The sequence below is a fragment of the Curtobacterium sp. PhB137 genome (assembly GCF_003814955.1).
Taxonomy (GTDB): domain Bacteria; phylum Actinomycetota; class Actinomycetes; order Actinomycetales; family Microbacteriaceae; genus Curtobacterium.
The window spans coordinates 829,458-854,809 of the sequence record NZ_RKQO01000004.1 but is presented as its reverse complement, the minus strand read 5'-3'; the positions used below and the strand labels follow the sequence as shown (position 1 = coordinate 854,809).

At 69.8% G+C, this 25,352-nt stretch carries 23 protein-coding genes; 7 read left to right on the top strand and 16 right to left on the bottom strand.

Annotated features, from left to right (window positions below):
- Positions 1-8: 8 nt before the first annotated feature.
- The 10 genes from EDF28_RS04505 to EDF28_RS04460 all read right to left on the bottom strand — a co-directional run bounded on the left by EDF28_RS04505 (position 9) and on the right by EDF28_RS04460 (position 9,762).
- A complete protein-coding gene (locus tag EDF28_RS04505) occupies positions 9-1,541 on the bottom strand; it encodes an MFS transporter (protein WP_221181237.1) in 1,533 nt (510 codons plus the stop codon).
- Positions 1,542-1,610: 69 nt separating this feature from the next.
- Positions 1,611-2,252, bottom strand: a complete 642-nt coding sequence (locus tag EDF28_RS04500; protein ID WP_123937306.1) for a DNA alkylation repair protein — start codon at positions 2,250-2,252, stop codon at positions 1,611-1,613.
- The gene (locus tag EDF28_RS04495; protein ID WP_260154528.1) at positions 2,249-2,953 is read right to left on the bottom strand and encodes a sulfite exporter TauE/SafE family protein; all 705 of its coding nucleotides are present in this window, start codon (positions 2,951-2,953) and stop codon (positions 2,249-2,251) included. Before EDF28_RS04495 ends, EDF28_RS04500 begins: the two co-directional genes overlap by 4 nt.
- A gap of 116 nt (positions 2,954-3,069) precedes the next feature.
- Positions 3,070-4,713, bottom strand: a complete 1,644-nt coding sequence (locus tag EDF28_RS04490; protein WP_123937305.1) for a DUF6119 family protein — start codon at positions 4,711-4,713, stop codon at positions 3,070-3,072.
- Position 4,714: 1 nt separating this feature from the next.
- On the bottom strand, positions 4,715-5,818 hold the full coding sequence (locus EDF28_RS04485; protein WP_123937304.1) for a type I restriction endonuclease: 1,104 nt from the start codon (positions 5,816-5,818) through the stop codon (positions 4,715-4,717).
- Positions 5,819-6,042: 224 nt separating this feature from the next.
- On the bottom strand, positions 6,043-6,456 hold the full coding sequence (locus tag EDF28_RS04480; protein ID WP_123937303.1) for a helix-turn-helix domain-containing protein: 414 nt from the start codon (positions 6,454-6,456) through the stop codon (positions 6,043-6,045).
- Positions 6,457-6,727: 271 nt separating this feature from the next.
- A complete protein-coding gene (locus EDF28_RS19670) occupies positions 6,728-7,924 on the bottom strand; it encodes a peptidoglycan DD-metalloendopeptidase family protein (RefSeq protein WP_123937302.1) in 1,197 nt (398 codons plus the stop codon).
- Between the two features lie 123 nt (positions 7,925-8,047).
- Positions 8,048-8,524 carry an SRPBCC domain-containing protein gene (locus EDF28_RS04470; protein WP_123937301.1) on the bottom strand — a complete coding sequence of 159 codons (477 nt, stop codon included), beginning with the start codon at positions 8,522-8,524 and terminating at the stop codon, positions 8,048-8,050.
- Positions 8,521-8,928, bottom strand: a complete 408-nt coding sequence (locus EDF28_RS04465) for a helix-turn-helix transcriptional regulator (protein WP_123937300.1) — start codon at positions 8,926-8,928, stop codon at positions 8,521-8,523. The genes EDF28_RS04470 and EDF28_RS04465 overlap by 4 nt, the downstream gene beginning before the upstream one ends.
- Before the next feature lie 78 nt (positions 8,929-9,006).
- Entirely contained in the window at positions 9,007-9,762 is a 756-nt protein-coding gene (locus tag EDF28_RS04460) for a helix-turn-helix domain-containing protein (protein ID WP_123937299.1), read from the bottom strand.
- Between the two features lie 76 nt (positions 9,763-9,838).
- Between EDF28_RS04460 and EDF28_RS04455 the strand changes: the two genes are divergently transcribed.
- Positions 9,839-10,657, top strand: coding sequence for a sulfite exporter TauE/SafE family protein (locus EDF28_RS04455; protein WP_123937298.1), 819 nt, complete (start codon positions 9,839-9,841; stop codon positions 10,655-10,657).
- A gap of 29 nt (positions 10,658-10,686) precedes the next feature.
- Positions 10,687-12,606, top strand: a complete 1,920-nt coding sequence (locus EDF28_RS04450) for a gamma-glutamyltransferase family protein (RefSeq protein WP_123937297.1) — start codon at positions 10,687-10,689, stop codon at positions 12,604-12,606.
- 116 nt (positions 12,607-12,722) lie between these two features.
- Here the strand turns inward: EDF28_RS04450 and EDF28_RS04445 are convergent, their stop codons facing one another.
- Positions 12,723-13,766, bottom strand: a complete 1,044-nt coding sequence (locus EDF28_RS04445) for an NAD(P)-dependent alcohol dehydrogenase (protein ID WP_123937296.1) — start codon at positions 13,764-13,766, stop codon at positions 12,723-12,725.
- Positions 13,767-13,942: 176 nt separating this feature from the next.
- Between EDF28_RS04445 and EDF28_RS04440 the strand changes: the two genes are divergently transcribed.
- Entirely contained in the window at positions 13,943-14,383 is a 441-nt protein-coding gene (locus EDF28_RS04440; protein ID WP_123339114.1) for an OsmC family protein, read from the top strand.
- A 113-nt stretch (positions 14,384-14,496) separates the two neighbouring features.
- Positions 14,497-16,026 (top strand): threonine/serine exporter ThrE family protein, encoded by a 1,530-nt coding sequence (locus tag EDF28_RS04435; protein WP_123937295.1) that lies wholly within the window; start codon positions 14,497-14,499, stop codon positions 16,024-16,026.
- 64 nt (positions 16,027-16,090) lie between these two features.
- On the opposite strand, the gene EDF28_RS04430 is transcribed toward EDF28_RS04435, so the two are convergent.
- The gene (locus EDF28_RS04430; protein WP_123937294.1) at positions 16,091-16,774 is read right to left on the bottom strand and encodes a TetR/AcrR family transcriptional regulator; all 684 of its coding nucleotides are present in this window, start codon (positions 16,772-16,774) and stop codon (positions 16,091-16,093) included.
- Between the two features lie 179 nt (positions 16,775-16,953).
- Between EDF28_RS04430 and EDF28_RS04425 the strand changes: the two genes are divergently transcribed.
- Positions 16,954-17,271, top strand: coding sequence for a hypothetical protein (locus EDF28_RS04425; RefSeq protein WP_123937293.1), 318 nt, complete (start codon positions 16,954-16,956; stop codon positions 17,269-17,271).
- Between the two features lie 90 nt (positions 17,272-17,361).
- On the opposite strand, the gene EDF28_RS04420 is transcribed toward EDF28_RS04425, so the two are convergent.
- A complete protein-coding gene (locus EDF28_RS04420; RefSeq protein WP_123937633.1) occupies positions 17,362-18,243 on the bottom strand; it encodes an SDR family oxidoreductase in 882 nt (293 codons plus the stop codon).
- 273 nt (positions 18,244-18,516) lie between these two features.
- Here EDF28_RS04420 and EDF28_RS04415 point away from each other — a divergent pair, with 273 nt between their 5' ends.
- Positions 18,517-19,233: a hypothetical protein gene (locus EDF28_RS04415; protein WP_123937292.1), complete on the top strand. Its 717-nt coding sequence runs from the start codon at positions 18,517-18,519 to the stop codon at positions 19,231-19,233.
- A gap of 1 nt (position 19,234) precedes the next feature.
- Here EDF28_RS04415 and EDF28_RS04410 read toward each other — a convergent pair whose 3' ends face one another.
- The 3 genes from EDF28_RS04410 to EDF28_RS04400 form a co-directional block, all read right to left on the bottom strand.
- The gene (locus tag EDF28_RS04410; protein ID WP_123937291.1) at positions 19,235-20,017 is read right to left on the bottom strand and encodes an endonuclease/exonuclease/phosphatase family protein; all 783 of its coding nucleotides are present in this window, start codon (positions 20,015-20,017) and stop codon (positions 19,235-19,237) included.
- Positions 20,018-20,052: 35 nt separating this feature from the next.
- Positions 20,053-21,546 (bottom strand): LCP family protein, encoded by a 1,494-nt coding sequence (locus EDF28_RS04405; RefSeq protein ID WP_123937290.1) that lies wholly within the window; start codon positions 21,544-21,546, stop codon positions 20,053-20,055.
- A gap of 88 nt (positions 21,547-21,634) precedes the next feature.
- Positions 21,635-22,987 (bottom strand): MFS transporter, encoded by a 1,353-nt coding sequence (locus EDF28_RS04400; RefSeq protein WP_123937289.1) that lies wholly within the window; start codon positions 22,985-22,987, stop codon positions 21,635-21,637.
- Between the two features lie 34 nt (positions 22,988-23,021).
- Here EDF28_RS04400 and EDF28_RS04395 point away from each other — a divergent pair, with 34 nt between their 5' ends.
- On the top strand, positions 23,022-25,343 hold the full coding sequence (locus EDF28_RS04395) for an FAD-dependent oxidoreductase (protein WP_395874864.1): 2,322 nt from the start codon (positions 23,022-23,024) through the stop codon (positions 25,341-25,343).
- The last annotated feature ends 9 nt before the right edge of the window (positions 25,344-25,352 follow it).

Genomic DNA, 25,352 nt, shown 5'->3' with positions numbered 1-25,352 from the left:
GACGACCTTCAGTGCTCATGCGGTCCATCCTGCCGGTTCGGGATCACCCGGAGTGCGACCGCGGCTGCGACGGCGAGCGCCACGGCCGCGCAGATCGACGCGAGCTGCATGCCACCGGTGAAGGCGTGCCGCGCGTGTTCGAGGATCGGGTCGCCGTCCTGCAGGACCTGTGACGCCGACGCCAGGGACTCACGGATCTGGTCGCCGACGCCGCCGCTGACCGCGCCGCTCGTGACGTCGAGGTTCGACCGGTAGAACGCGGTCTGCAGCGAGCCGAGCACCGCGATGCCGAGCGCGACGCCCAGTTCGTAGCCGGTCTCGGAGATGGCCGAGGCCGCACCGGCACGCTCCCGCGGTGCCGCGGCGACGACTGCGTCGGTGGCCAGGGTCATCGAGACCCCGACGCCCAGGCCGACCACGGCGAGGGCGATCGCGATCCCCCAGTACGTCGGCAGCCCCTCGGCGAACGCGAGGCCGGCCATGCCCACGGCGGCGACCGCCAGGCCGAGACCGATCGACCGGCCGGGTCCGACCCGCCGGGACAGCAGCCCGATGATCGCGATCACCGCGATCGAGGCCAGGGTCGCCGGCAGCTCGGCCGCTCCGGCGAGCAGCGGCGTGAACCCGCGGACCAGCTGCAGGTACTGCGAGAAGAAGAACAGCAGGCCGCTCAGCGCGAAGACCGACAACGAGTTCGCGACGACGGCGCCCGAGAACGCCGGGATCCGGAACAGCTGCAGGTCGATGAGCGGCGTCGTGAGGCGCTTCTGGCGGCGGACGAACCACCAGCCGGCGCCGATGCCGAGGAGTGCCGTCAGGGGCACCGTCCAGTCGAACCCGTGCCCGGCGACGTGCTTCACGGCGTACACGAGCGGCACGATCGCCAGCACCGAGAGGACGGCGGAGAGCAGGTCGATCGGGGTGCGCGAGCCGCCCTTCGACTCGGGCAGCAGGATGGCTCCGGCGATGACGATCACGACGATGACGGGGATGTTGATGAGGAAGACCGAGCCCCACCAGAAGTGCTCGAGCAGCGCACCGCCGACGAGCGGACCGGCGGCGGCACCACCCGTCGCACCCGCCGACCACACGGCGATCGCGGTGGTGCGCTGCCGGGCGTCGCGGAAGATGGTGCGCACCAGCGACAGGGTCGACGGCATCAGGGTCGCTCCGGCGATGCCGAGCAGTGCCCGCGCGGCGATGAGGAGCTCGGGCGTCTGCGCGAACGCTGCGGCGGCCGAGGCCAGGCCGAACGCGACCGCGCCGATGAGCAGCAGGCGCTTCCGGCCGATCCGGTCGGCGACGTTGCCCATCGTGACGAGCAGCCCCGCGAGCGCGAACGAGTACACGTCGCCGATCCAGAGCACCTGCGTCGCGGTCGGGTCGAGGTCCGCGGTCAGCGACGGGACGGCGAGGGCAAGCACGGTGCCGTCGATCGCGAGCAGCACCACGGCCAGGGTGAGGACGCCGAGGGACGCCCATTCACGGACGGAGGCGCGGTGGATCGGGGCGGTGCTGGTGCTCGGGGTGGTTTCGGTCACCCGGAGACCCTAACCGACCACATGGTCGGTAGAGCCGACTGCACAGTTGGTTGTCAGCGTCGTTCGTCCTCAACCCCGCAGGCGGTCGCGATCCGCCGGCGGCAGGTGCTCGGTCGCCGTGTGACGCGCCGCAGGCGTCAAGAACCGTCCGCTCTTCTCGAGGAACGCCACGAGCGCCGGCTCCGACGCGCGCTTGCCCGTCTCGCGCAAGACCCACCCCAGCGCCGACTGCACGGTGTCACTCCGCTCCCGCACCAGGCGTCCGGCGATCCCGAGCGGCACCTCGGCATCGCCCTGCTTCACGAACGCCAGGGTCGCCACGATCGCGATCCGACGCACCATCGCCACGTCGGACTTCACGAGCGCGAACAGTGGGCCAGTCGAGCCGCCCACGAGCGGCGCACCGACGAGCTCCTCGGCTGCCAGGTCGACCAGCGCTGGGTCGTCGAACCGCTCGGCCTTCGCTGCCGACAGGTACTCGTCGGTCAGCTCCGGATCGGGGTGCTCGCGCATCGCCTGCACCAGCAGCAGCACGGCGATGAGCTTCGCGCCGTCGTCGTCGCTCCACAGCAGCGCCGAGCGCTCGCCGTCGTCGAGGCCCTCGAACCGACGTGCGACCCGGCGCGCTGCCGCGACGTCCCCGCTGGTGCGCGCGAAGGCGACGAGCACGGCCTCCGCGTCGGCCCCGCTCCCACCCGGGAGACCCGTCATGTGACCTCCCCGTCGGTCGCGCCGTTCCGTGGTGCCGTCCGACGTCCGCGGCTGAGCACGATGACCGCCACCACCACCAGGAACGCGGCGAACAACCACGTGCCGACCTGCGGGTCGACGAGGCGAGCCAGCCACGCACCCGCCGGCGAGCACACCGCGGCCGTGACACCGACCGTCAGCCCGACGCGTAGGTCGACCACCCGCCGCCGGAGATTCGCGACCGTTCCCGACACCGACGTCGGCACCATCGTGAGCAACGACGTGCCCTTGGCGAGCAGGTCGCCGGCTCCGAGCACGACCTCGAGGCCCGGCACGATGACGACTCCACCGCCGACCCCGACCAGCCCGGACAGCACACCCGACAGCAGCCCGATCAGCAGGAGCACGATCGCCTCGACGACGCCGAAGTGCACCTCGCCACTACGGCTCGGCACCGTCGTGAACAGGGACACCAGCACGACGGCGATGAACCCGACGAAGATCCACGGTAGGACTCGGAGCGGCAGGCCTCGGAGCAGCCGCGCACCGATCGGGGCGCCGATGACGCTGCCGATCGCGAGGGTCAGGGCGGCGAGCCAGTGCACCTCACCTTGGGCAGCGTAGGTGATCGCACCGACGACGGCCGCGGGGGCGATCGCCACGAGCGACGTGGCCGAAGCACGGCGCTGGTCCATCTGCGCCACGGCCATCAGCGCCGGCACCACGATGACCCCACCGCCGACACCGAACAGCCCGGACAGGACCCCGCGAGGACCCCGATCGCCACCAACACGAGCCCCGTTCCGCCGCGCTTCCTCATCCCCCGGAGGCTACCTCGTCACTCGAAGCGCACTCCACCGCGGGACTTGGCGTTACGGGTTCGAATCTTCTTCTCTTTGGGAGGAACCACCATTTCGATCCGCGCTAGTGCAACCTTCAGACCCGCACTTGTCACGACTCGTAAAGCATTTGCCAACAGGACTTTTGTGAAGAAGTAAAGCGATTCATGGAGCGGCCCCTCGCGTTCAGTCGCGATTGCGAGCACGTACTCCGCTTGGTCGCGTCGCAGTAGAGGCTCGTCCGCCCCATGCATTTTCGTCCAAGCATCTCGAAGCATTGCAACATGCGGCTCACTTCCCCAGAGGCTCGCTGACACAGTAGCCTGAGCGACTAGGTGGGATAGGGCCGGGGAGTTGCTCGCGGTTTTGATGCAAAGCAACTTGCCGTCGTCGGTCAGAACGTCGGCAACTTCGATTTTATTGTTCATTCCATAACGAGCAAGCTTCTTATCCAGCAAAATCCATCCCCGATCATCAGCGAGATCACGGTTGTAGACCTCCTCTCGATGATTACCAACCGCTCGGGATTGCAGAACAGCGACATCCCACACCGGGAGATTAAGCGGCCCACTTACTTCAGGTATTCGCGCTACCGCCTGCTCAACCTGCTTCACAAAGTCCGGGCTGATTTTGAACCAGTTCGCTGCGGTGACGAAGTAGCGATCTTCACCAAGTTCTACCTCTGCCACCACATACGCGAATAGAGGACGAATGCGGTCAACCAAATCGCCATCGATGTCCACCGCCGCGATCTTAACATCCTCAAGCCAGTTCAAACCAGCTGCTTCTTCATTGAGAAGCAGCAGAATTTCACGCGCATCGAGATCAGCGAACATCCACCGAGATCGGCGAATAATGAGCTCATAATGATGGAAGTTCTCCTCGTCCTTCGTGAAGGGATCCGGTGCCGCATAGGTCACTTCCCCAGCCTGCGCAAGACGCTTCAAAGCCGCCGTCAGGGCGGGTATCCGTTCATCTCCGCTTCCAAGTGGCTGCATCTGATCGAGGAACGGGAATTTCGTCTTGAATGCGTCCTTTTCGTAAGCGGCATGAATCTCGTCGATTTTGCCAGGCAGAGCGGACAATCTGAAGTCAGGAACAGTCAGGCGCAGCGAATCGCCTCCAGCGAGAGTCGACGCGAACCCACCGTCCTCCGCGCGTCCGTTGATCTGCCGCATCCAGTCATCGTCAACTTCGATATCGAGGTCGCCGAACTCACCATCCTTCGGTAGGACTGTGCGTTGATCGCGCGAATTAGTAGCAATTCCTCGGGTCTGCGCGCCTCGGATTTTGCCTGTTGCGATCACGTTTGCCGCAACACGTAGGCCAAACCCTTGCTCAATGTGGACAGACTCGATGACCTGGAACCCGATGCCGAACGTGACTGCAAATACTCGCGAAGACCTCTCGATAAGAATCACGACGCCAGCGGATTGCTGATCATCAACCAAGGACATGACGTCGAAGACGTCCTGCACCTCCCCAGCCCAACCCGGGGGCTTCTCCTTTCCTTTCACCAGAATGGCACGAGCTCCGGTGAGGCCTGACCCCACCGGCTTCAAATCGATCGGCGTCGCTGTCGAGCGGAAAACGTCATCCTGCAGCTGGATATCGACTCTCAGGAGTTGTACCGTCAGCTTCATTTTACTTGCCTTCCTTATGGCGCGAAACGGCAACTCGGATGGCTGCAGCGTGGAGGTAGATGTCGTCGAGGTTCTCGATCGGGTGCTTCGTCTCGACCTTGGCCTCGTCGAAGAGCCCGAGGTACTTCTGCTTCTTGCCGTTGAACCACAGGCGGGCGATCGGCTTGCGGTTGTTGTCGTCGAGCAGCACCGCGAAGTACGACTTCTGGTCACGGTGCGCGATGCGATCCGGCTTGACCTCACTGCAGGCGATGGCCTTGACGATCTGGTAACCCTCGAGTTCTTCGAGCGTCGTCTCGATCTCGGTGTCGCGGTCGAGGTCATCCTCCGCCACAGCCGCGCTGGTGACCGTCTCCGCCGGCGCCTCTGCGCCGATGGGCGCGCTGTACGAGGCGCCGAGGGCCGTCTTCAAGCGGTCGTTGACCTGCTCGTTGAGGAACTGCTTCGAGGCCTTCGCGACGAGCGCCGTGAACTGCGTCCGCGCCTCCTGCGTGAAACGCCCGTCGTAGACACGTGACGTGAAGAGACGCACGAAGTCTTCTTCCGGCTCGCGGAACTGCGCGGCGATCGCCCGCTTGATCGAGCCGACGTACTTGAGTTCCTCCGCAGCGCTGATGACGGAGTCCAGGTCGAAGACGTCCTTCGTGAGCTTGCTCAGCTCGGGAAGGAGGGTCTCGTCGATGTCGGCGAGGTCCAACACCAGGAACGGGCGATCGTCCATCTTGTTGGGCGCATCGAGGTCCGTATAGAAGTTGTAGACCTCGCCGTTCGTCAGGACCGCGATCCGGGCGTTCGTGACCGAGAAGTAGCGAAACAGCTGCGAAGCATGCTCGATCTTCAGCGGCTCGGTCGACTTCTTGCACTCGATGAGGATCTGCACCTCGCCGTCGCGCATGATCGCGTAGTCGACCTTCTCGCCGCGCTTCACCCCGACGTCGGCCGTGAACTCGGGCACGACCTCCAACGGATTGAAGACGTCGTACCCGAGGATCGTCGAGATGAACGGCATGACGAAGGCGTTCTTCGTCGCCTCTTCGGTCTGGATGGCCTCGCGCTGGTTCTGCACCTTGGTCGCCAGCGCAGCGAGGCGTTCTTCGAACTCCATTGTTTCTCCCCTGTGATCGATCCAACGCTAGTTGACGACCTGTCATCAATCGATGGTTCACCGACCCCACTTCGTGGGTGGTGAGCCCGTCGCGGCATGCGAAACATCAGCATTGCACACGACTGGGCCCACTACGCTAGGACCGCACCCCGGATGTCTCGACTACCGGGCGCGAGGCCCCACTTCGGTGGGGCCTCTGTACTTCCCAGGCGGATCGCTGAGGATCAGGAGGCCGCGAGCGCCACAGGTTCACCCTCGCGCACGAGCTGGTGCACCCGTTGGTACGAGACCCCCAGCACGACCGCGATGTCGCGCAGCGTCATGCCGTCGTCCTTGAGCGAGATCGCGATGGCCCGCCGAAGCGACAGCGCCCTCGCTTCCTTGACCTCGGCCTCGGCCTCGGCCTCGGCGCGGAGTGCGACAGCTTCGTCGAGCGACCGGGCGAGCGCCGGTTCGAGTTCCACTCGGATGACGACCACGACCTCGTCTTGGTCGACCTCGGCGACGAACGCGATTGCCTCACGCTGGGCATCAGCAGCGAGGTCGAGCCGGCGGACCTGTGAGATCGCGCCGGGGAACTGATCGTTTTGCACGATCCACCAGTTGCCCTCACGATGTGCACGTGACGTGTAGGTCATCGCCACCGCCCCTTTCCGAGCTCCTGCTCGTACTGCTTGAAGAACGCACGAGCCGTGCCGTCTGCGATCTCGGAGTGCCGACCGATCGTGCTCCGCTCTAAAACCCAGGTCTAGGGCGCTTGATCGTTCGGGTCAAGCAACATAGACGAAGCGGCATGAGTTGCGATGCCGGGTGCGGGGCGCCCGCACTTCGTGAGCAGGAATGGTCGGGTGCCCGAAGGCGACCCGACCATTTCTGCTCACGAAGCGGTACGCCGCCAGCGCGCCCGGATCAGCGGAAGTGCATGTTCTTCAACGGGTCGACGAGCGTGCCGTTGCGCCGCGTCTCGACGTGCACGTGCGGGCCGGTCGACTGCCCGGTGTTGCCGGACTTCGCGATCTCGGTACCGAGCTTCACGATCTGGCCCTTCTTCACCTCGATCTTGCTGAGGTGGGCGGTGAGCACCGCGGTCATGCCGTAGGTCACGACGATGTAGTTGCCGTACGAGGCGTCGTTCGCCACGGTCTTGGTCACCTCGCCGGTGCCGGAGCCGTACACCGGGGTGCCGACGGGCACGGGCGCGTCGGTGCCCTGGTGGTAGCGCGGGACGTGCCCGGCGCCACGGTCGTCGCCGTACTTGCCGGTGATCTTCGTCCCGTTGACGGGCCATGCCAGTCCGGTGACGGGTCGGCTCGACCAGACGCGGGTGTCCTTGGCCCCGTAGAGCACGACGTTGCCGTCGACCTGCACGAGCAGGTTGCCGGAGCCGGCCGTGCCGGTGCGCGAGGTCCAGAGCGCGACCTTCTTGCGCGATGCGTCACGGGTCCAGATGACGAAGTTGCCCTTGGACTGCAGTTCGGCCCAGGCGCCGGGGTGCCCGCCGGTGCGCGACTGCCAGACGACGCGGCCGCTGACCTTCTGCACGAGGTTGCCGTCGGTGCGCATGTTGAGGATGCGTGTGTTCGTGGTGTCGGAGCGCAGCACGGTGCCGCCGAGGAGCGTGTTCCCCGAGGCGACCCGGTCCTGGTAGGTGGTCCAGTTCACGACGACGGACTTGCCAGCGAGCAGCGCCATGGTGCCGTCGGCGCGGATCTTCAGCGCCGTCGAGTTCACGGTGCCGGCCGAGGCCCAGCGGGCCAGACGCTTGCCGTTCTTGGTGATGTCGAGGGCACGGTTCTTGCCGACGACCGCGATCGCACCGGGGGAACCGGCGGTGTTCGAGGCCCACAGCACGCGGTTCCCGATGCCGTACTCGACCAGGTTGCCGTCGCCCTGCATGATGAGCTTGAACTGGCCGTTCGGCGACGTCACCTGGTCGCCGGGGTTGATCTTGGTGCCGGCGGGTGCCGATCCGACCCACACCGCCGATGCTGCGGCGGGTTCAGCGGTCGCGACGAGGCCACCGGCGGCCAGGGCCAGCACCGTGAGCGCGCCGGCGAAGCGTGGGAGTCGGCGCGCACGTGCGACGGTCGACGGAGTGGTGGTCATGGATCCCCTGACTCGGAACCGACCACGCCCCTGCGCGGTCGTTCGGCGCTCGCCCTGTACGAGTCACCGAACGATGTTCGCTTTTCTGCGCGGGGCGCACAACCCCTTGACAGGGGGGTGTGGCTACGGCTGCTGGAAGAACTCCTTCGGTGTCGCCAGCAGTGCTTCGAGCTTGTGGAACGACTGCGTCCAGCCGGCGATGTTCATGTCGCGCATGAACTCGGGGAAGGGTCCCTGCGTCAGGGAGACGATCGTGCCGTCGCCGTCCTCGGCGAACTCCAGCGTCAGGGACAGCGCGGTGCCGTCCTCGACCCCGGGGATGCCGTGCGCCGTCGAGGTGCCGACGATGATCCGGTTCTCCTCGATCTGCTCGAGGGTCGAGGTGACGGGCGACGACCACTCGGCGTTGTCGTTGCTGACCATCGTGAGGTTCCAGGCGCCACCGACTCGCGCGTCGACCTCGACGGTGGCGACGGGGACGTGGAAGCCGAGGGGCCCGAACCAGAGCGCGAGCAGGGCCGGGTCGACGAACGCTCGGTAGACGTCGGCGACGGGGTGGGCGAAGCGGTGGGTGGCGTGGGCGGTGAACTGTTCGGTCATGACTGCTCCTGCGGATCGACGGTGAAGGCGGAACTGGTGGAACTGGCGGGTGGGGCGGTGGACGGGCTGCCCACCGGGGCAGGCGTGCGCTGGGCGGCGAGCAGGGCCTCCAGGCGGTCGAACCGGCGGTCCCAGTCGGGACGCAACCGGCCCAGCCAGGCGCCGAGCTCGTCGACGGCCTCGGGCCGGAGACGGCACGTGCGCCACGTGCCGTGCCGCTCGCGCGTGATGAGGCCGGCGCGTTCGAGCACGCCGAGGTGCCGCGAGATCGCCGGGGCGCTGACGTCGAACGGCTCCGACAACTCGGAGACGGTCGCCTCACCCTTGCCGAGCCGTTCGACGATGCGCCGTCGGATCGGGTCGGCGAGCGCTGACAGGACGACGTCGGTGTGGTCGGGTTCCATCGTCGCCTCCTCTGTGAGCCGGTCGGTTAATTAACCGTTGCGTTCAGTATGCGCTCGCACCCGCGGGAGCGCAAGGCCTCACCGGAACCGGGACGGCGGGGCCCCGAACGCCTTCGAGAAGGCGGCGGTGAACGCCGCGGGGGTCGCGTAGCCGAGTCGGCCCGCCACCTCCGTCACGGTGCCGCGTCGCAGGGCCGGGAGGCTCGCCAACAGTCGCGCACGCACGCGCCAGCTCGCGGGACCCACCCCCGTGGCCGCACGGAAGTGGCGGTCGAGGGTGCGTTCCGAGACGGCTGCCGCACGTGCCCAGTCGGTGTTCGTCACGTGGACGTCGGGCTCGGCCAGGTACGCCCGACACAGGTCGCGCAGGACGCCCCGTGGCGGCAGCGAGACGCTCAGCGGGATCGGTGCGACGCGCTGCAGCTCGTGCAGGGCGAGCCGGACGAGGGTGCCGTCCCGGCCGCCGTCGTCGTACGGCACGTCGAGCGCGTTGGCGGCGCGAAGCACCTCGCGCAGCAGGGGCCCGACCTCGACGACGGTGCACCGTGTCGGCCACCAGGGCACGGCGTCCGGCTCGACGTACAGGCTCCAGGTGCTGACGTCGAGCATCCGGACCTCGTGGGGCACCCCGGGCGGGATGAGCACGGCCCGGTCGGTCGGCACCGTCCACGAGCCGTCGTCGGTCTCGACGAGCATCACGCCGCTCGCACCGTAGAGCAGCTGCGCCCGTCGGTGCTCGTGCCGGGCGAGCAGGTGGTCCGGCGGGTAGTCGGTGCCGATCGGCAGGACGTCGAACGGCTGGTGGTCGAACTCGGAGACCGGGACGTTGCGCACACGTCGAGGCTAGGTCTCGAAGGAACATGCCGCACACCCGATCGTCCGCCGTGGTGATCCCGGCTGGGATGGAGGCATGTCGTTCATCGTGCTCGTGGTCATCGGGGTCCTGGTCGGGGTCACCACCGTCCTGTTCGGGTTCGGCGGTGGGTTCGTCACCGTGCCGATCATCACCGTCGCCGACGCAGCCCTCGGTGGCGACGCCGTCCGGGTGGCCACGGCGACCTCGGCCCTCGTGATGCTCGTGAACGCCGCCGTGGCCACCGTCTCGGCCCGGCGCGGCGCCCTCGCACCACTCCGGGGCCGTTCGTCGCTGTTCGTCCTGCTCGGGGTCGGCGGCACGGTCGGGGTGCTCGCCGCACGAGAGGCACCGGACGCGCTCCTGCGCTGGGGCTTCGTCGTCTACCTCGGGGTCACGGTCGCCGACCTGCTCCTGCGCCCGGGCTTCCTGCGCAGCTCGGCGACGGATCGCGCAGTCGCGACCCGCGGCGGTGGACGCGACCAGGGACCGACCCGCACCGGCGTGCCGACTGCCACGGGCCTCCCGATCGGTGCGGTCGCGGCGTTCCTCGGCGTCGGCGGCAGCGTGGTGACGGTCCCGATGCTGCGCCGGTCCGGTGCCACCATGACCGCGGCGACAACGCTGGCGAACCCCCTCACGCTGGCGATCACGCTGCCCGCAGCCGCGGTGACCATGCTGCTGCCGGCGGTCGTCCCGCACACCGCCGGACTCGTCGGCGCCGTCGACGTCCGGGCAGCCGCAGCCCTGCTGGTCGGCGCGATGCCGGTCATCGTGCTGCTCCGACGTCGCCCTCCGCACCTGCCCGAGGTCGTGCACGCCTGGGGGTACGTCGCACTGCTCGTCGCAGCGGGGATCGTCGTGGCCCTGGGCTGAGCAGAGAACCGTGGGGACAGGATGGGTGCATGCCGACGCCGAACCCCGCCTTCGTCCCGCCCGCCACGCAGACCTCGCGCCCGGACCTGCAGGGCACGTTCGGCATGGCGGCCGCGACACACTGGATCGCGACCGCCACCGCGCAGTCGGTGCTCGAACGCGGCGGCAACGCCTTCGACGCAGCCGTCGCGGGCGCGTTCGTCCTGCACGTGGTCGAACCGCACCTGAACGGCCCGGGCGGCGACCTGACGGCGGTGTTCGCGACGGCATCGAACCCGACCCCGGTCGTGCTCGTCGGCCAGGGTCCGGCGCCGGCCGGTGCGACACCCGAGCACTACCGCGCCGAGGGACTCGACCTCGTCCCCGGCTCCGGCGCACTCGCCGCCACCGTCCCGGGTGCCGTCGACGCGTGGCTGCTGCTGCTCCGCGACCACGGCACGTGGGAGCTCGCGGACGTCCTCGCGCCGGCGATCGGATACGCCCGTGACGGCCACCCGGTCGCAGCCGGGGTGGTCCGGACGATCACCGCCGTGCAGGGCCTGTTCCGTGACCACTGGCCCACGTCCGCCACGCAGTGGCTGCCAGGAGGTGGGCCCACGCGGGCCGGTACCGACGGGTCGCGGAGCCTGCGGAGCGACGCGTCGGCCGAGCCCGTGGGGACGGTGCCGGCCCCCGGGGACCTGGTGCGCAACGAGGCGCTGGCCGCAGTGCTCGACCGGCTCCTCGACGCCGGTGACGGCTCCGGCAGCCGGACCGCCCGCATCGACGCCGCGCGGAGCGAGTGGGCCGAGGGCTTCGTCGCCGAGGCCATCGACCGCTTCGTGCGGGAGCCGCACCGACACGCGTCGGGCACCGACCACGCTGGAGTCATCCGGGCGTCGGACCTGGCGGCGTTCCGGGCGTCGTACGAGCCCGCGGCGACGACGGAGTTCCGCGGTTGCACGATCGCGAAGACCGGGCCGTGGGGCCAGGGTCCGGCGCTCCTGCAGACCCTGCGGCTGCTCGAACCGCTCGACGACGCACTGCTCGACCCGTCGACGTCGGTCGGCGCACACACCATCGTGGAGGCGCAGAAGCTCGCCATGGCCGACCGCGAGGCGTTCTACGGCGACGGCGACGTCCCGCTCGACGTGCTGCTCTCCGACGCGTACACGGACGAGCGGCGTGCGCTGATCGGCGAGCGGGCCTCGGCCGAGCTGCGACCGGGCACGATCGCGGGCGTCGAGCGGGCGATGCCGCCGGCCCGGACGTCGTACTCCGCCGGCGACGGCGCTGGTCTCGGCGAACCCACGGTGCAGGTCGCTCCGGTCGCTCCGGTCGAGGACCGCGGCGAGCCGTTCGTGACCCCGGACGGCGAGACCCGGGGCGACACCTGCCACATCGACGTCGTGGACCGCTGGGGCAACATCGTCAGCGCGACGCCGTCCGGCGGGTGGCTGCAGTCGTCGCCGACGATCCCGGACCTCGGGTTCTGCCTGGGCACCCGGCTGCAGATGACCTGGCTCGAACCGGGCACGGCGTCGACGCTCCGCCCCGGCGAGCGCCCCCGCACGACCCTGACACCGACCCTGGTGCTGCGTGACGGCGTCCCCGTGGCCGCGGTCGGCTCACCCGGCGGCGACCAGCAGGACCAGTGGCAGCTGCTGTTCCTGCTGCGGTGGATCGTCGGCGGGTACACCCCGCAGCAGGCGATCGACGCCCCGGCGCTGCACACGACGTCGTTCCCGGGGTCGTTCTGGCCGCGCACGTGGGAGCCGGCGGGGCTCGTGGTCGAGGACCGCCTCGGCGACGACGTCATCGCGGAACTCGAGGCACGCGGTCACGTCGTCACCCGCGCCGGCGACTGGAGCCTCGGACGGTTGTCCTGCGTGACGCGGGACCCGGCGACGGGCGTACTCGGCGCCGCCGCGAACCCACGCGGTGCCCAGGGCTACGCCGCCGGCCGCTGACCCGGGGTCGTTCCTTCCCAGAACACCTGCGCTGGAAAGCGGAATCGGGCGTACCTGGTCAGAACTTCCGACCAGGTACGCCCGATTCGACCAGCTACGCCGCGAGGCGCCCCGCGTCAGAGCGTCGGGACGACCACCGCGCGACCCGACAGCTCGCCGGCCTCGAGCTTCCGGTAGGCCTCGAGCGCGTCCGACAGCGCGTACCGCTCCACGTCGGGGACGATCTGCCCGGCGCGGTACATCGCGACGACCTCGTGCAGGTCCTCGATCGTGCCCCAGTAGGTGTTCGTGATCGTCGACTCGTACGGCGTCGCGAAGAAGTTCCACTCGGTGGTACCGCCGGCGATCCCGACGACGGTGAACCGGCCACCGACCGCCATCGACGCCTGAGCGACCTTGATGGTGGGCGTCGCTCCGACGAAGTCGAACGCGGCATCGACCCCGCGGCCGCCGGTGATCTCGCGGATCGCGGCGGCCTGGTCCGGCCCGCCGGGCACCGTGATCGCGCCACGGGCGGCAGCGCGGTCCATGGCGTCCTGCTTCACGTCGGTCGCGATCACCGTGGCGCCGGTGAGCGCGGTGAGGATCTGCACGGCGATCTGCCCGAGGCCGCCCAGCCCGACGACCAGCGCGTACTTGCCGCCGCCGGCCAGGTTCGGCAGGGAGTTCTTGATCGCGTGGTACGGCGTGAGCGCGGCGTCGCTGAGCGGTGCGGCAGCGATCGGATCGGCGTCGCCGAGCGGCACGAGGTTGCGGGCGGGGACACTGACGTACTCCGCCATGCCGCCATCCCGCCCGAGACCGATGCCCATGTACGGGTTCGTCGCGGCGTTCTCGCAGTAGGTGTCCTGCCCCTTCGAGCAGTACGAGCAGTGCCCGCAGCCGACCGGCCCGTAGACCAGGTAGGCGTCGCCCTCGGTGAACCCGGTCACGCCGTCGCCGACGGACTCGACCCAGCCGGAGTTCTCGTGCCCGAGGACGAACGGGGGCTGCTGCGACCCCGGAGCACCGGCGGCGAACTCGCGGTAGACCGCGACGTCCGAGTGGCACGCGCCGGCACCTGCGACCTTGAGGAGCACCTCCCCCGGACCCGGGGTGGGCTTCGGGACCTCCGTCAGGGACGGGAAGGTCTGGTACTGCTCGAACACGACGGCGCGCATGATGGGTCTCCTTTGAACACCATCACGCTACACCTGTTGTTGTGGACAACACCTGTCGCTCAGAACCGCGAAGCCTGCGTCTTCGCCGTGAGCCGGTTGCGAGAACGTGCGTTCTCCGCTTGACTCGGCTGCGACGGTCCCGCTCGGGTCCGATCCCCCACACGAAAGGAGCGGCCATGCCCACGCGCACCGCACGCACCGCCTGGAACGGCGGCCTCAACGACGGTTCCGGCCAGGTCGAACTCTCCAGCTCGAAGGTCGGCACCTACGACGTCTCGTTCCCGAAGCGCGCCGCTGACGAGGCCGGTGGCAGCACCAGCCCCGAGGAGCTCATCGCCGCCGCACACTCGGCCTGCTACGCCATGCAGTTCTCCGCCGTCCTCGGCGAGGCCGGCGGCACGGTCGAGGCCCTCGACGTCAAGGCCGACGTCTCGCTCGGCCCGGACTCGGCTGGCGGCTTCAAGCTCACCGGCATCGCCCTGACCGTGCACGGTGAGGTCACCGGCATCGACGAGGCGACCTTCCTGAAGGCCGCCGAGGACGCCAAGGCGACCTGCCCGGTCAGCAAGGCGCTCACCGGCGTCGAGATCACGCTCGACGCGACGTTCGAGCAGTAGTCGGGTCGCGTCCGAGACGCGACCGACCACCTGACGGGAGGCCCGGTGCCAGCTGGCACCGGGCCTCCCGTCCGCTCTGGTCGCGTCCAGATCGCGACTGGCACCATGGTCGGATGGCCGAGCAGCACTTCCCCGGCGAGCCCAAGCCGGGGCGCCCACACCGGCCACCCCGCCCCCGACGCCGCAGCCTGGCGCAGCACGACCTGCGCGACGCACGTGCCCGACTGCGCGGCACGATCTACGAGCACGTCGAACCCGACGCCAAGGGGCGCGACCAGTACACCGCCGCCCAGATCGTCGACTTCTGCCTCGACCTGGCCGAGGTGATGCTCGCCTCCGGCGCCGACACCCGCAGCGTCGAGACCGCCGTCGTCGCGGTGTCGACGAAGTGGAACCTGGCCCCGCTCGACCTCGACTTCTCCGGCAGCTCGGTGACGATCCAGTACGCGCCGGCCGACATCCCGCCGCTCGTGAAGGTCCGGACAGTGAGTTCCGACGGCTCCGACCTCGACCGACTCGCGCGCGCGAACCAGATCGTGGACGACCTGATCCACGACCAACGGGACATGACCTCGGGCGTGAGCGCCCTCGTGGCGGTGCTGCGGATGCCGCCGCGCTGGCCCACGTGGCTCGCCGACGTCGGGCTCTCGATCCTGGGGACCTCGATCGCGATGCAGGCCGGTGGTGGGTGGCGAGCGGGCATCGGCGCCTTCGTGCTGATGTTCGGGATCATCCTGTCCGGGCGCTGGCTGACCGGTCGTGGCTACCCGCAGTTCTTCGTGTCCGGCGCGCAGGGAGCGGTCGCGTCGGTGATCGGCACCCTGGCCATCGGAGTGGGCGTCCTGCACCCGGCGGGTGCCGCCACGATGGTGGCGGCCCTGGTGGTGCTGCTCCTGCCGCACGTCTCACTCGTGACCTGGGCCCAGGACGCGATCTCCGGCTTCCGCGCGATGGCGGTCGCCCGGGCGTTCTACATCGGCTTGGTCATCGCCGCCATCGTCGTGGGGGTGCCCGCGGGGATCGCGATGACGAAGTGGCTGCACCTCGAGGTCGACCCGTCGGGCATCGTCACGCAGGCGTTGCCGTTGTGGGCGTCACTCTCGCTCACGGTGGTGTCGGCCGGGGCGAACTGCTTCGTGCAGCAGGCCAGTGCGCGGGTGATCCCCGTCGCCGTGGTGTTCTCGGTGGCGGCGGGGGCCTCGCTGTGGGGGCTGCGGCAGCTCGGCCTGCCGCTGCTCGGCGCGACGTTCCTGGCCGCGGTCCTGCTCGGCGTGCTCTCCACCTACGCAGCGGCGCGGATGCGGACCGCGGTCGCGGCGATCGCGGTGCCGGCGTTCTGCGGAGCGCTGCTGCCCGGGGTCGCCGTGTCGAACGCACTGCTGAACTTCATGTCGGGCTCGTCGAGTGCGGCCCTCGACTTCGTGGCCGCGGTCTCCGTGGCGCTCGGGATCGGCGCCGGGCTCGTGCTCGGCGGCCTGTTCGCAACACCTGGTGCGCGCCGGGCGCTCCGGCGGACCCGTCGGGTCGTCGTGCACTCGGTCCACAACGACACGACGGCGCTCCGGGTCATCCGCGACACCGGGTACGACCCCGGCGACGGCTCGGTGCCACGCGGGTCACGGTCGGCGCCGGACGGACGCTGACGGTGCGGCGCTCCGGACGGGCGCTGACGGCCCGGCACTCCGGACGGCCGCTGACGGTCCGGGCTCAGATGTCCCAGCTGCCGTCGTCGCCGTCGCTCCACGTCGCGTGCCGGCGGGCGGCCTGCGGCTCGTAGCGCTCCATCCAGCCGCGCTCGAGTCGGGCCACCGCACGGTCGAACGCCGGCACCAGGTCGAGGTCCGAGCGGAGCAGGGCCTGGAGCTGCAGCCCCTCGTACAGCGCGATGAGCTGTTCGGCGCCGCGACGGGGTTCCATGGTGTGCGGGGCGCGACCGACGGCGATGTCGTGCTCGAGGCCGCGCTTCACCTGGGCGTAGAAGAGCTGGTAGCGCGACCGCAGGTAGGTCGCCATCGGGTGCTCGGCGTTGCCCGCGACGGACAGCAGGGCGACGAGCAGGCGCATGAGCGCGGGGTCCTCGGCGTTCGACGCGACGATCGCGCGCAAGAGCTCGACGGTCGAGCCGTCGCCGACCTCGCGGGTGACCTCGTCCATCCGACCGCCGTTCCAGCGGTCGACGGCTGCGAGCACCAGGCCGTCCCAGGACGGGAAGTGCTGTTCGAGCTCCTCGACGGAGATGCCCATCCGCTCGGCCACGTGCACGGCGCGTGCTTCGTGGAAGGGGACGTCACGGAGCAGGTCGACGGTGGCCCCCACGATCGTGATCCGGAGGTGCAGGGTGGCCGCCGCGGCCGCTGCGGCCTGCGTGTCGGCGCTGGTGTTCTCGAGCATCGTGCCCTCCGTCGTTCCACGGACGTCCTGTCCGAGGTCTCCCCGAGTCCGGGGCACGTCCATCCAAACGCAGAACGGGGGACAACAGAATCCCCGGTACGGGTGTCAGCACATGGGGGGACACGGACACCGACACCACGCCCAGCGCGTTCGCACGGATCCGTGTGACGATGCCGGGCATGACCCCGAACGACCCCACCGCACAGGGACTCGCGACGATGGCCTCGGCCGGCTTCGAGTTCGGCGGCGACCCGGAGCAGGTCGCGCACGACGTCCGCGCGATGTGGGAACAGCTCGGGCGGCCCGCGGGCGCGTTCGGGGCGGCGGCCCAGGCGATCGCCGTGCTGCCCCAGCGCCCCGAGGTGCCGATCGCCGACCAGGCCCGACGCCGTGCGTTCGAGCACGCGATCGGCATCAACCCGGTCGAGGTCGAGCTGGCGGCAGCACTGTCGGCGCGGGAGCTCCTCGAGCGGATGGCGCGCGCGGTCACCTGCTGACGTCGCCACGGCCCGCAGACGGGACCACCCGGACGACGGGAGGCGCGGTACCCACCGGCACCGCGCCTCCCGTCAGCCCGCAGCGGCGCCCTACGGCGTCGGCATCCCGCCGTCGACGTGCAGCGTCTCGCCCACGACGTACGACGACTCACCGCTCGCCAGGAACACGTAGGCCGGCGCGAGCTCGGCCGGCTGGCCCCAGCGGCCCAGGTAGGTCTGCTCGCCCGCGGACGGCAGCGCCTCGGGCGGCTGCCCACCAGCCGGCTGCAGCGGCGTCCAGATCGGCCCCGGTGCGACGGCGTTGACGCGGATGCCCTTCGGCGCGAGCTGCGCAGCCAGGCCCTTCGCCAGGTTGTTCACGGTGGCCTTCGTGGCCGCGTAGTGCACCAGGTGCGGCGACGGCGCGTAGGCCTGGATCGACGTCGTGTTGATGATCGTCGAGCCCGGCTGCAGGTGCGGCACGGCGGCCTTCGTGATCCGGAAGGTCGCGTAGGCGTTCGTCTTGAACGTCTCGTCGAACTCCTCGTCCGAGATGTCCTCGATCGAGGAGACGTTCTGCTGCTTGCCCGCGTTGTTCACCAGGATGTCGATCCCGCCGAGCTGCGCGACGGTGTCGGCGACGATCTGCTCGCAGACCGCGAGCGAGGTGATGTCGCCGGGCAGCGCGACGGCCTTGCGTCCGGCTGCCTCGATGAGCGCGATGATGCGGTCGGCGTCCTCCTGCTCCTCGGGCAGGTACGAGATCGCGACGTCGGCGCCCTCGCGTGCGTAGGCGATGGCGACCGCTGCGCCGATGCCGGAGTCACCACCGGTGACGAGCGCCTTGCGGCCCGTCAGCCGTCCGGAGCCGCGGTAGGTGTCCTCGCCGTGGTCGGCGGGGACGTTCTCCGCCATCTCGGCGTCGGTGCCGGCGCCCTCGAGGTACTGCTCGTCCGGCTTCTTGTCGGCGTACATCTTCGTCGGGTCCTGCATGGCGTATTGGTCGAGCGCTGCCTGGTCGAGCGCTGCCTGGTCGAGCCCTGCCTGGTCGTTCTGCTGGTCCGTCATGCCGCCGACGGTACGCAGGGGCGCACCACGGGCCGTCCAGGAGGCTGTCCCCCGTCGCGCGGTGCGGCCAGCGTCCGCCGGCCGCACCGGTCCAGTGCCGCAACTGCGTCTTCCTCGTTTGTCACGGTCCGGTGACGGCCAGGACCCGATTCGGTAACACCTGTCGTTCTGGACGGATCAGGGTCGTACCGTCGAACGGTGACCCCTCGGACCCTGCTGGCGCTCGGCGCTGCCGTGCTCGCCTTCTCGGCCGGTGCGCTGGCGCTCGACGGCACCACCGGGCTCGGTGCGGACACCGCCGTGGCGGCGGAGACGTCGCACGACGCCGCTCCGGTGCACGTGTCCAACGCGAAGCTCCGGCGGGTCGACTCCATCGAGCTCGACGCCGAGTCCCTGGTGCTCCGCAACGGCGGGAAGACCGTCGTCGAGTCGTCGATGCGCGACTCCCGGTTGACCGTGAGCCTGCTCGACCGCCTGCTCGGCACCCCGTCGCGCACGCAGACCGCCGAGGGCGACGGCGGCGCGTGCTTCCCGGCCGGCACCACCTACACGTGGGGCGGCGCCATCCGGGTCGCGGCCCTGACCACCGATGCGCAGGCGGGCAACGCCGTCGAGGTCCGTGTGCTGCGCGACCAGGTCCGCAGCCGGCTCGGTGCACGGATCGAGCTGACCGGCCCCGGCGGCGTCCAGGTCGGCGACGACATCGCCGAAGAGATCGCGGACGCCCCGCGCTCCGAACGGGTGTCCTTCGGCTCCGACGACTTCCGCGCGTGGCAGTTGCTGCTGCGCGCAGGCTGGGGCTCCTCCGACGACCAGGACTCCTCCGGCACGAACGGCGTCTCGGCCCTGACGGACGACACCACGGTCACGGTGCTCGGCTCCCCGATGCCCGTGCACGCGCAGCGGAGCTGCTGACTCACACGCGGATCGTCGCGACCACCGGGAAGTGATCGCTCGCGAACCACGTCTCCGGCCCGTCGTGGTCGATGACGACCCGGTCGACGCCGGCGACCCCGCGGGTCAGCACCCAGTCGATGCGCTCCCCGGTGTCCACCGGCGGCTGCCAGTCGTTGAACGTCGCCGTCCGGTCCCCCGGGGCGCCCGCGAGCAGCCAGGTGTCGTCGAACCCGGCGTCGGCGAAGACCCGTGACGCGGTTCCGGCGCCGGCCGGCTCGTTGCAGTCCCCGGCGACGATGACCGGACCGGTCTCCCGCGCGAGCCGTTCGACGATGAGCGCCGCGCTCTTCCCGCGCACCTCGTCGCCGTGCTCGCCGAGTTCGTGGTCGAGGTGCGTGGTGAGCACCGTGACCGCCGGCCCGTCGGTGTCCAGGAACACGGCGTGGTTCGCGATGCGGGGGAACAGGCTGCCCCACGTGTTCGAGACCGGTTCGTCCGGGGTGTCCGACAGCCAGAACGACCCCTCGTCGGTCGGTCGGAACCGGTCACGTCGGTAGAACACCGCCGGGTGCTCCCCCGCGGTGCCGCCCTCACGCCCCTGTCCGACGTCGGCGTGGTCCGGCAGCCCGGCGCGCAGGTCGTCGAGCTGGTGCGCGAAGGCCTCCTGCACGCACACCAGGTCGGGGTCGTGCCGGCGGATGACGTCGAGGAGCACGGGGAGCCGGGCCGGCCAGTCGTGCTCCGGATCCGGGTTCTTGATGTTGTAGGTCATCAGGACGATCGGACGCGTTGCGCTGCTCACCCCTCGAACCTAGCGAGGAAGTCCCGGCCGTGGCCTCAGTTGATGCAGGTGCCCTCGGTGCCGTAGTTGTGCACGTCGGTCGACTTCGGCGCGGGTTCCTTGGACGCCTGCTTGCTCGGCTTCGACCCGGAACCGGTGCTCGCGGGCTTCGAAGCGGTCGCGCTCGGCTCGCTGGCGGCCTTCGCGGTCTTGCCGTCGGTGCCGAGCACGAGCGTGACGCCGGCGACCGCGCTGGTGCGCACCGGGACGGCACCGGGCACGGCTGCCGCGATCGCCTTCGCCTGGGACTCCTGGCCGGCGGGGTACTGCACCTGCGTGGCCTTGGTGGTGTCCGAGGACCCGGCCGGTGCGACCTGGAACCCGCGGCTCGTCAGGACCTGCCCTGCTGCGGTCGCGGCACCCTCGACGCCGCTGCCGTTCAGCACGGTGACCGAGGTGTTGGCCGGCTGGGCGCGACCGGCCTTGGCGTAGGCCTCCGGTTCGCCGACCAGGCCCTGCACGAAGGCGGGCAGCCCGACGGTGTCGACCTCGACGATGGACAGCGCCGAACCGTTCACGTAGATCGTCGGCGTGCCGAGGGTCGGGATCGTGGCGGACTGGATGTTCGCGGGGCGCAGGTTCCGCATCTGCGAGGCGAGGTCGATCAGGTTGGTGTCGGTCTGGATCGATCCACCGACGGCCTTGAGGATGTTGCCCATCTTGACCGGGTTCAGCAGCGTGCCGGCGGAGGTGACCTTCCGGGCCTCCTGCGACAGGAAGTACTGCTGGCGGACGTTGCGGTCCAGGTCGCCGTTCGGCAGGCCGTGGCGCTGCCGCACGAAGGACAGCGCTTCCTTCGCGTTCAGCGAGGACTTACCGGCCGGCAGGTCGACGCCGGAGTACGGGTCGTTGGTCGCCTGGTTCAGGCAGACCTCGACCGGACCGAGCACCTTGACCACCTGGTAGAAGCCGAGCAGCGAGACGCGCACGTAGTGGTCGATCTGCAGGCCACTCAGGTTCTCGATGGTCTTGATGAGCATCTTCGCACCACCGGTGTCGCCGCCACCGTTGAGCGTGCCGTAGTAGAAGGCGCTGTTGAGCTTGCCCTTGCCCACGTCCGGGATGTCGACGTACGAGTCACGGGGGAACGAGATCATCGTCGCCTGCGTGCCGTCGGCGTTGATGTGCAGGACGATCATCGTGTCGGTGTTCGTCGCACCGCCGTCCGACGTCGTGCTGAGTTCCGCCATCTGCTCGGGGGTGGCGTTGTCCGGCCGGTGGTCGTCACCGACGAGCAGGATGTTCTGCGCCTTGCCGTCGACGTCGTCCTTCGTGTCCTTCTTGCCGGTGATCGCGTTGACGATCGTGACCCCGCCGGACAGCTGGTTGTACGCGTACGCCGCGTAGCCACCGCTCAGCACGACGGCCATGGTGAGCACGCCCGCGATCGCCGGGAACACCACACCCGCTCGTCGCTTCTGGCGCCCGTGGCGCGGCGTCACGGCACCGCGGCGCGCGGGCTCCGTCGTCTGCTCGGGTTCGTTGCTCACCGGGAAACCATAACCGGAGCGCGCGCAGGGGACATGGAATCCGCCTGGAAGGTCACTCCACAGCCCCTGCGACCGGCCCGCGCTCGGCTCACTCGGCGACGAGTCCCTGCTTGTTCGTCTCGCGCGCCCGGAGCACCGTCACGCCGGTGATCGCGGCGGCGGCCATCACGTAGAAGGCCGGCGCGAACGTGTTGCCCGTCGCGCTGATCAGCCACGTGGCGAAGTACGGGGTGATGCCGCCGAAGAGCGCCACGCTGATGTTGTAGGCGATGCCCATCGACCCGTAGCGGATGGCGGTCGGGAACAGTTCGGCCATCGCGGCGCTCACCGCCCCGTCGAACGCCGCCATGAACAGCCCGAGCAGCACCATCGCGGCTGCGGCGGCCCAGAAGTTGCCGGCGTCCATGAGCATGAGCGTCGGGTAGGTCAGCACCAGGAACCCCGCGCACCCGGCGAGCATCACGGGCTTCCGGCCGATCTTGTCCGACAGCAGCCCGAAGAACGGGACGAGGCCGGCGATCACCAGGAAGCCGATGACGACGACCCCGTACGAGACGAGCGGCGAGTACCCGAGGTCCGCCTGCAGGTACGAGGGCATGAACGTCTGCAGGATCCAGTGACCGACGGCCTTGAGGACGACGAACCCGACGCAGAAGAGCAGGGCCTTCCACCCGGTCCGGAGCGAGCGGCGGAGCGGGTTCTTCGCGAGTTCCCCCTTGGCCTTGAGCGCGCGGAACTCCGGGGTGTCCTCGAGCTTCGTGCGCAAGTACAACCCGACCAGACCGAGCGGCACCGCGACGAGGAACAGGACACGCCACCCCCACGACTCGAGCGCTCCGTCCCCGGCGATCGCCGTGAACAGGAAGACCAGGCCACCACCGACGATGAACGCCGCGAAGCCGAAGACGTCGATGAAGCTCGTCACGAAGCCGCGCCGGTTCGACGGGGCGTACTCGGCCAGGAGCGTCGTCGCCCCGGCACCCTCGCCACCGGCGGCGAAGCCCTGCACCAGCCGCACCACGACGAGCAGGATCGGTGCGAGCATCCCGACGCTCTGGTACGTCGGCAGGATGCCCATCACGGCGGTCGCGCCGCTCGTGATCAGGATGACCGTGGCCAGCGTGGTCTTCCGGCCGACCCGGTCACCGAGCGACCCCCAGAACAGCCCGCCGAGCGGACGCATCACGAAGCCGGCACCGAACACGGCGAAGGCCGACAGCAGTGCGACCTGCGGGTCGCCCTGCTTGAAGAAGTACAGCGAGATGACGGTCGCCAACGTGCCGTAGAGGCCGAAGTCGAACCACTCGACGAAGTGTCCGACGCCGGCGGCGACGATCACCTTCCGCATGCCCTGGCGGCGTGCGTCGTCGCCCAGGGCCACCTGGACTTCGGGGGCGGTGGCGGCATCGACGCTGGGTTGCGTCCGGGTTCCGTCGCTCATGGGTGGGGCCTCACACTTCGTTGTCGAGAATTCGTTGACGATAGCACTCGCCGGGCACACACTGCCACACAGTGGGAAAGACACGCCACCGAGTGATACCGTTTCGACCATGCAATCCCGTGAACAGCACCACGACGTCGTGGTCGTCGGCGGCGGTCTCGCCGGTGTCAGCGCGGCCGTCGCCGCCGCCCGCCTCGGCTCGAACGTCGCCCTCGTCACCAACCGCCCGGTCCTCGGCGGCAACGCCTCGAGCGAGATCCGGGTGTGGGTGGTCGGCGCGACGGCGCACGGCACGCAGCGGTTCGCCCGCGAGACCGGGATCATGGGCGAGCTCTTCCTCGAGAACCAGTACCGGAACCCGCAGGGCAACGCGGTCTACTGGGACCAGGTCGTGCTCGACCTGGTCCGGGCCGAGCCGAACGTGCACCTGCACCTCAACACCGACGTCCGGACCGTGCAGACGACGGACGACGCCAGCGGCGCACCACGCATCACCGCCGTCACGGGGTGGACCATGGGGTCCGAGATCGAGACGACGTTCACCGCACCGGTGTTCCTCGACTGCACGGGCGACGGCCTCGTCGGGGCCCTCGCCGGAGCCGAGTACCGCATCGGGCGCGAGGGCCGCGACGAGCACGGAGAGGAGTGGGCGCCGGAAACGGCCGACGACGAACTGCTCGGCAGTTCGATCTTCTTCTCGACGCACGACACCGGCCGCCCCGAGAAGTTCGTGCCGCCGTCGATCGCGAAGGACCTCGGCACGACGCCGATCCTGGCGAACCGGGCGATCCGGACCGGCGACAACGGCTGCAACTACTGGTGGATCGAGTGGGGCGGCGAACTCGACACCGTCGCCGAGAACGAACGCATCCGCGACGAGCTCTGGGGCGTCGTCTACGGCATCTGGGACCACATCAAGAACTCGGGGGCGTTCGACGCGGACACCCTGACGCTCGACTGGGTGGGCGCGATCCCCGGCAAGCGCGAGTACCGACGGTTCGTCGGCGACCACACCCTGACGCAGCAGGACCTGCTCGAGCAGCGTTCGTTCCCCGACACGGTGGCGTTCGGCGGTTGGTCGATCGACCTGCACCCCGTCGAGGGCGTCTACGCCGAGACCGCCGGCGCCCAGCAGCGGTACACCGACGGCACCTACGACATCCCGTTCCGGTCGCTGTACTCGGCGAACGTGTCGAACCTGCTGTTCGCCGGCCGCGACATCTCCGCGTCGCACGTCGCGTTCGGGTCCACCCGGGTGATGGCCACCTGCGCGGCCCAGGGGCAGGCAGCCGGCACCGCCGCGCACCTGGTCGCCCGGCACGGCACGACGCCACGGTCCCTCGGCACCGAGCAGATCGCCCTGCTGCAGCAGACCCTGCTGCGCGAGGACGCACCGGTCATCGGGGTCCGCGCCGACGACCCCGCCGACCTGGCCCGCACCGCCCGCATCACCGCGAGCAGCGAGCTGACCACGATCGACACGACGCCGTTCGCGACCGCCGACCGCTTCGACCTGGACCGCGACGTCGCGATCCTCCTGCCCGCCGACCCCGCGCTCGGCGAGTTCCGGCTCCGCACCGAGGCGGACGACGACACCGAGCTCACCATCGAGCTCTGGACCACCGGCAAGCCCCAGAACTACGCCCCGATCGACCACGTCAGCACGCACTCCGCACACGTCGCCGCCGGACCGGGCGAAGCAGTGGTCGACCTGGACTTCCACCCGGACGCACCCTGCAACGCGGTCGTCGTGGTCCGTCGGCAGCCCGGCGTCCGACTGGTCCTGACCGACGGCCACCCCTACGGCGTGATGGCCCTGCGCGCCCGCGCTGCCGACGACGAGCAGTTCGACGACCACATCCCCGAGGAGTCCGGACAGCCCGTGACGGACTGGGAGGCGCGCGCCCTGCGCGGACACGCGTTCGCGTTCACCGCAGCCGGCGAGACGGACGCGTGGCGGGCCTCCCGGGTCAGCGACGGCCACCAGCGCCCGTTCGGCGGACCGCACATGTGGTCGTCCGACGCGGGTGCCGGCGCAGCCGTGCTCTCGCTCGACTGGGCGGAGCCCGTCGACGTCCGCCAGATGCGCATCGTCTGGAACGACGACGTCGACGCCGACCTCATCAACCTGCACCACCACCGCACCCCCTGGGACGCCGTGCCCACACTCGCCCGCGACTACCGGATCGAGGCGTGCGTCGACGGGACCTGGCGGACGCTCGCCGCGGTCGACGCGAACCGACACCGCCATCGCGTCCACGACGTCGATCCGGTGCGCACGGCCGCCCTGCGGGTCGTCGTGACCGCGACGAACGGGTCCCCGTTCGTCACCGCGAGCGCCGTGAAGGTCTCCTGACGCGCGCCG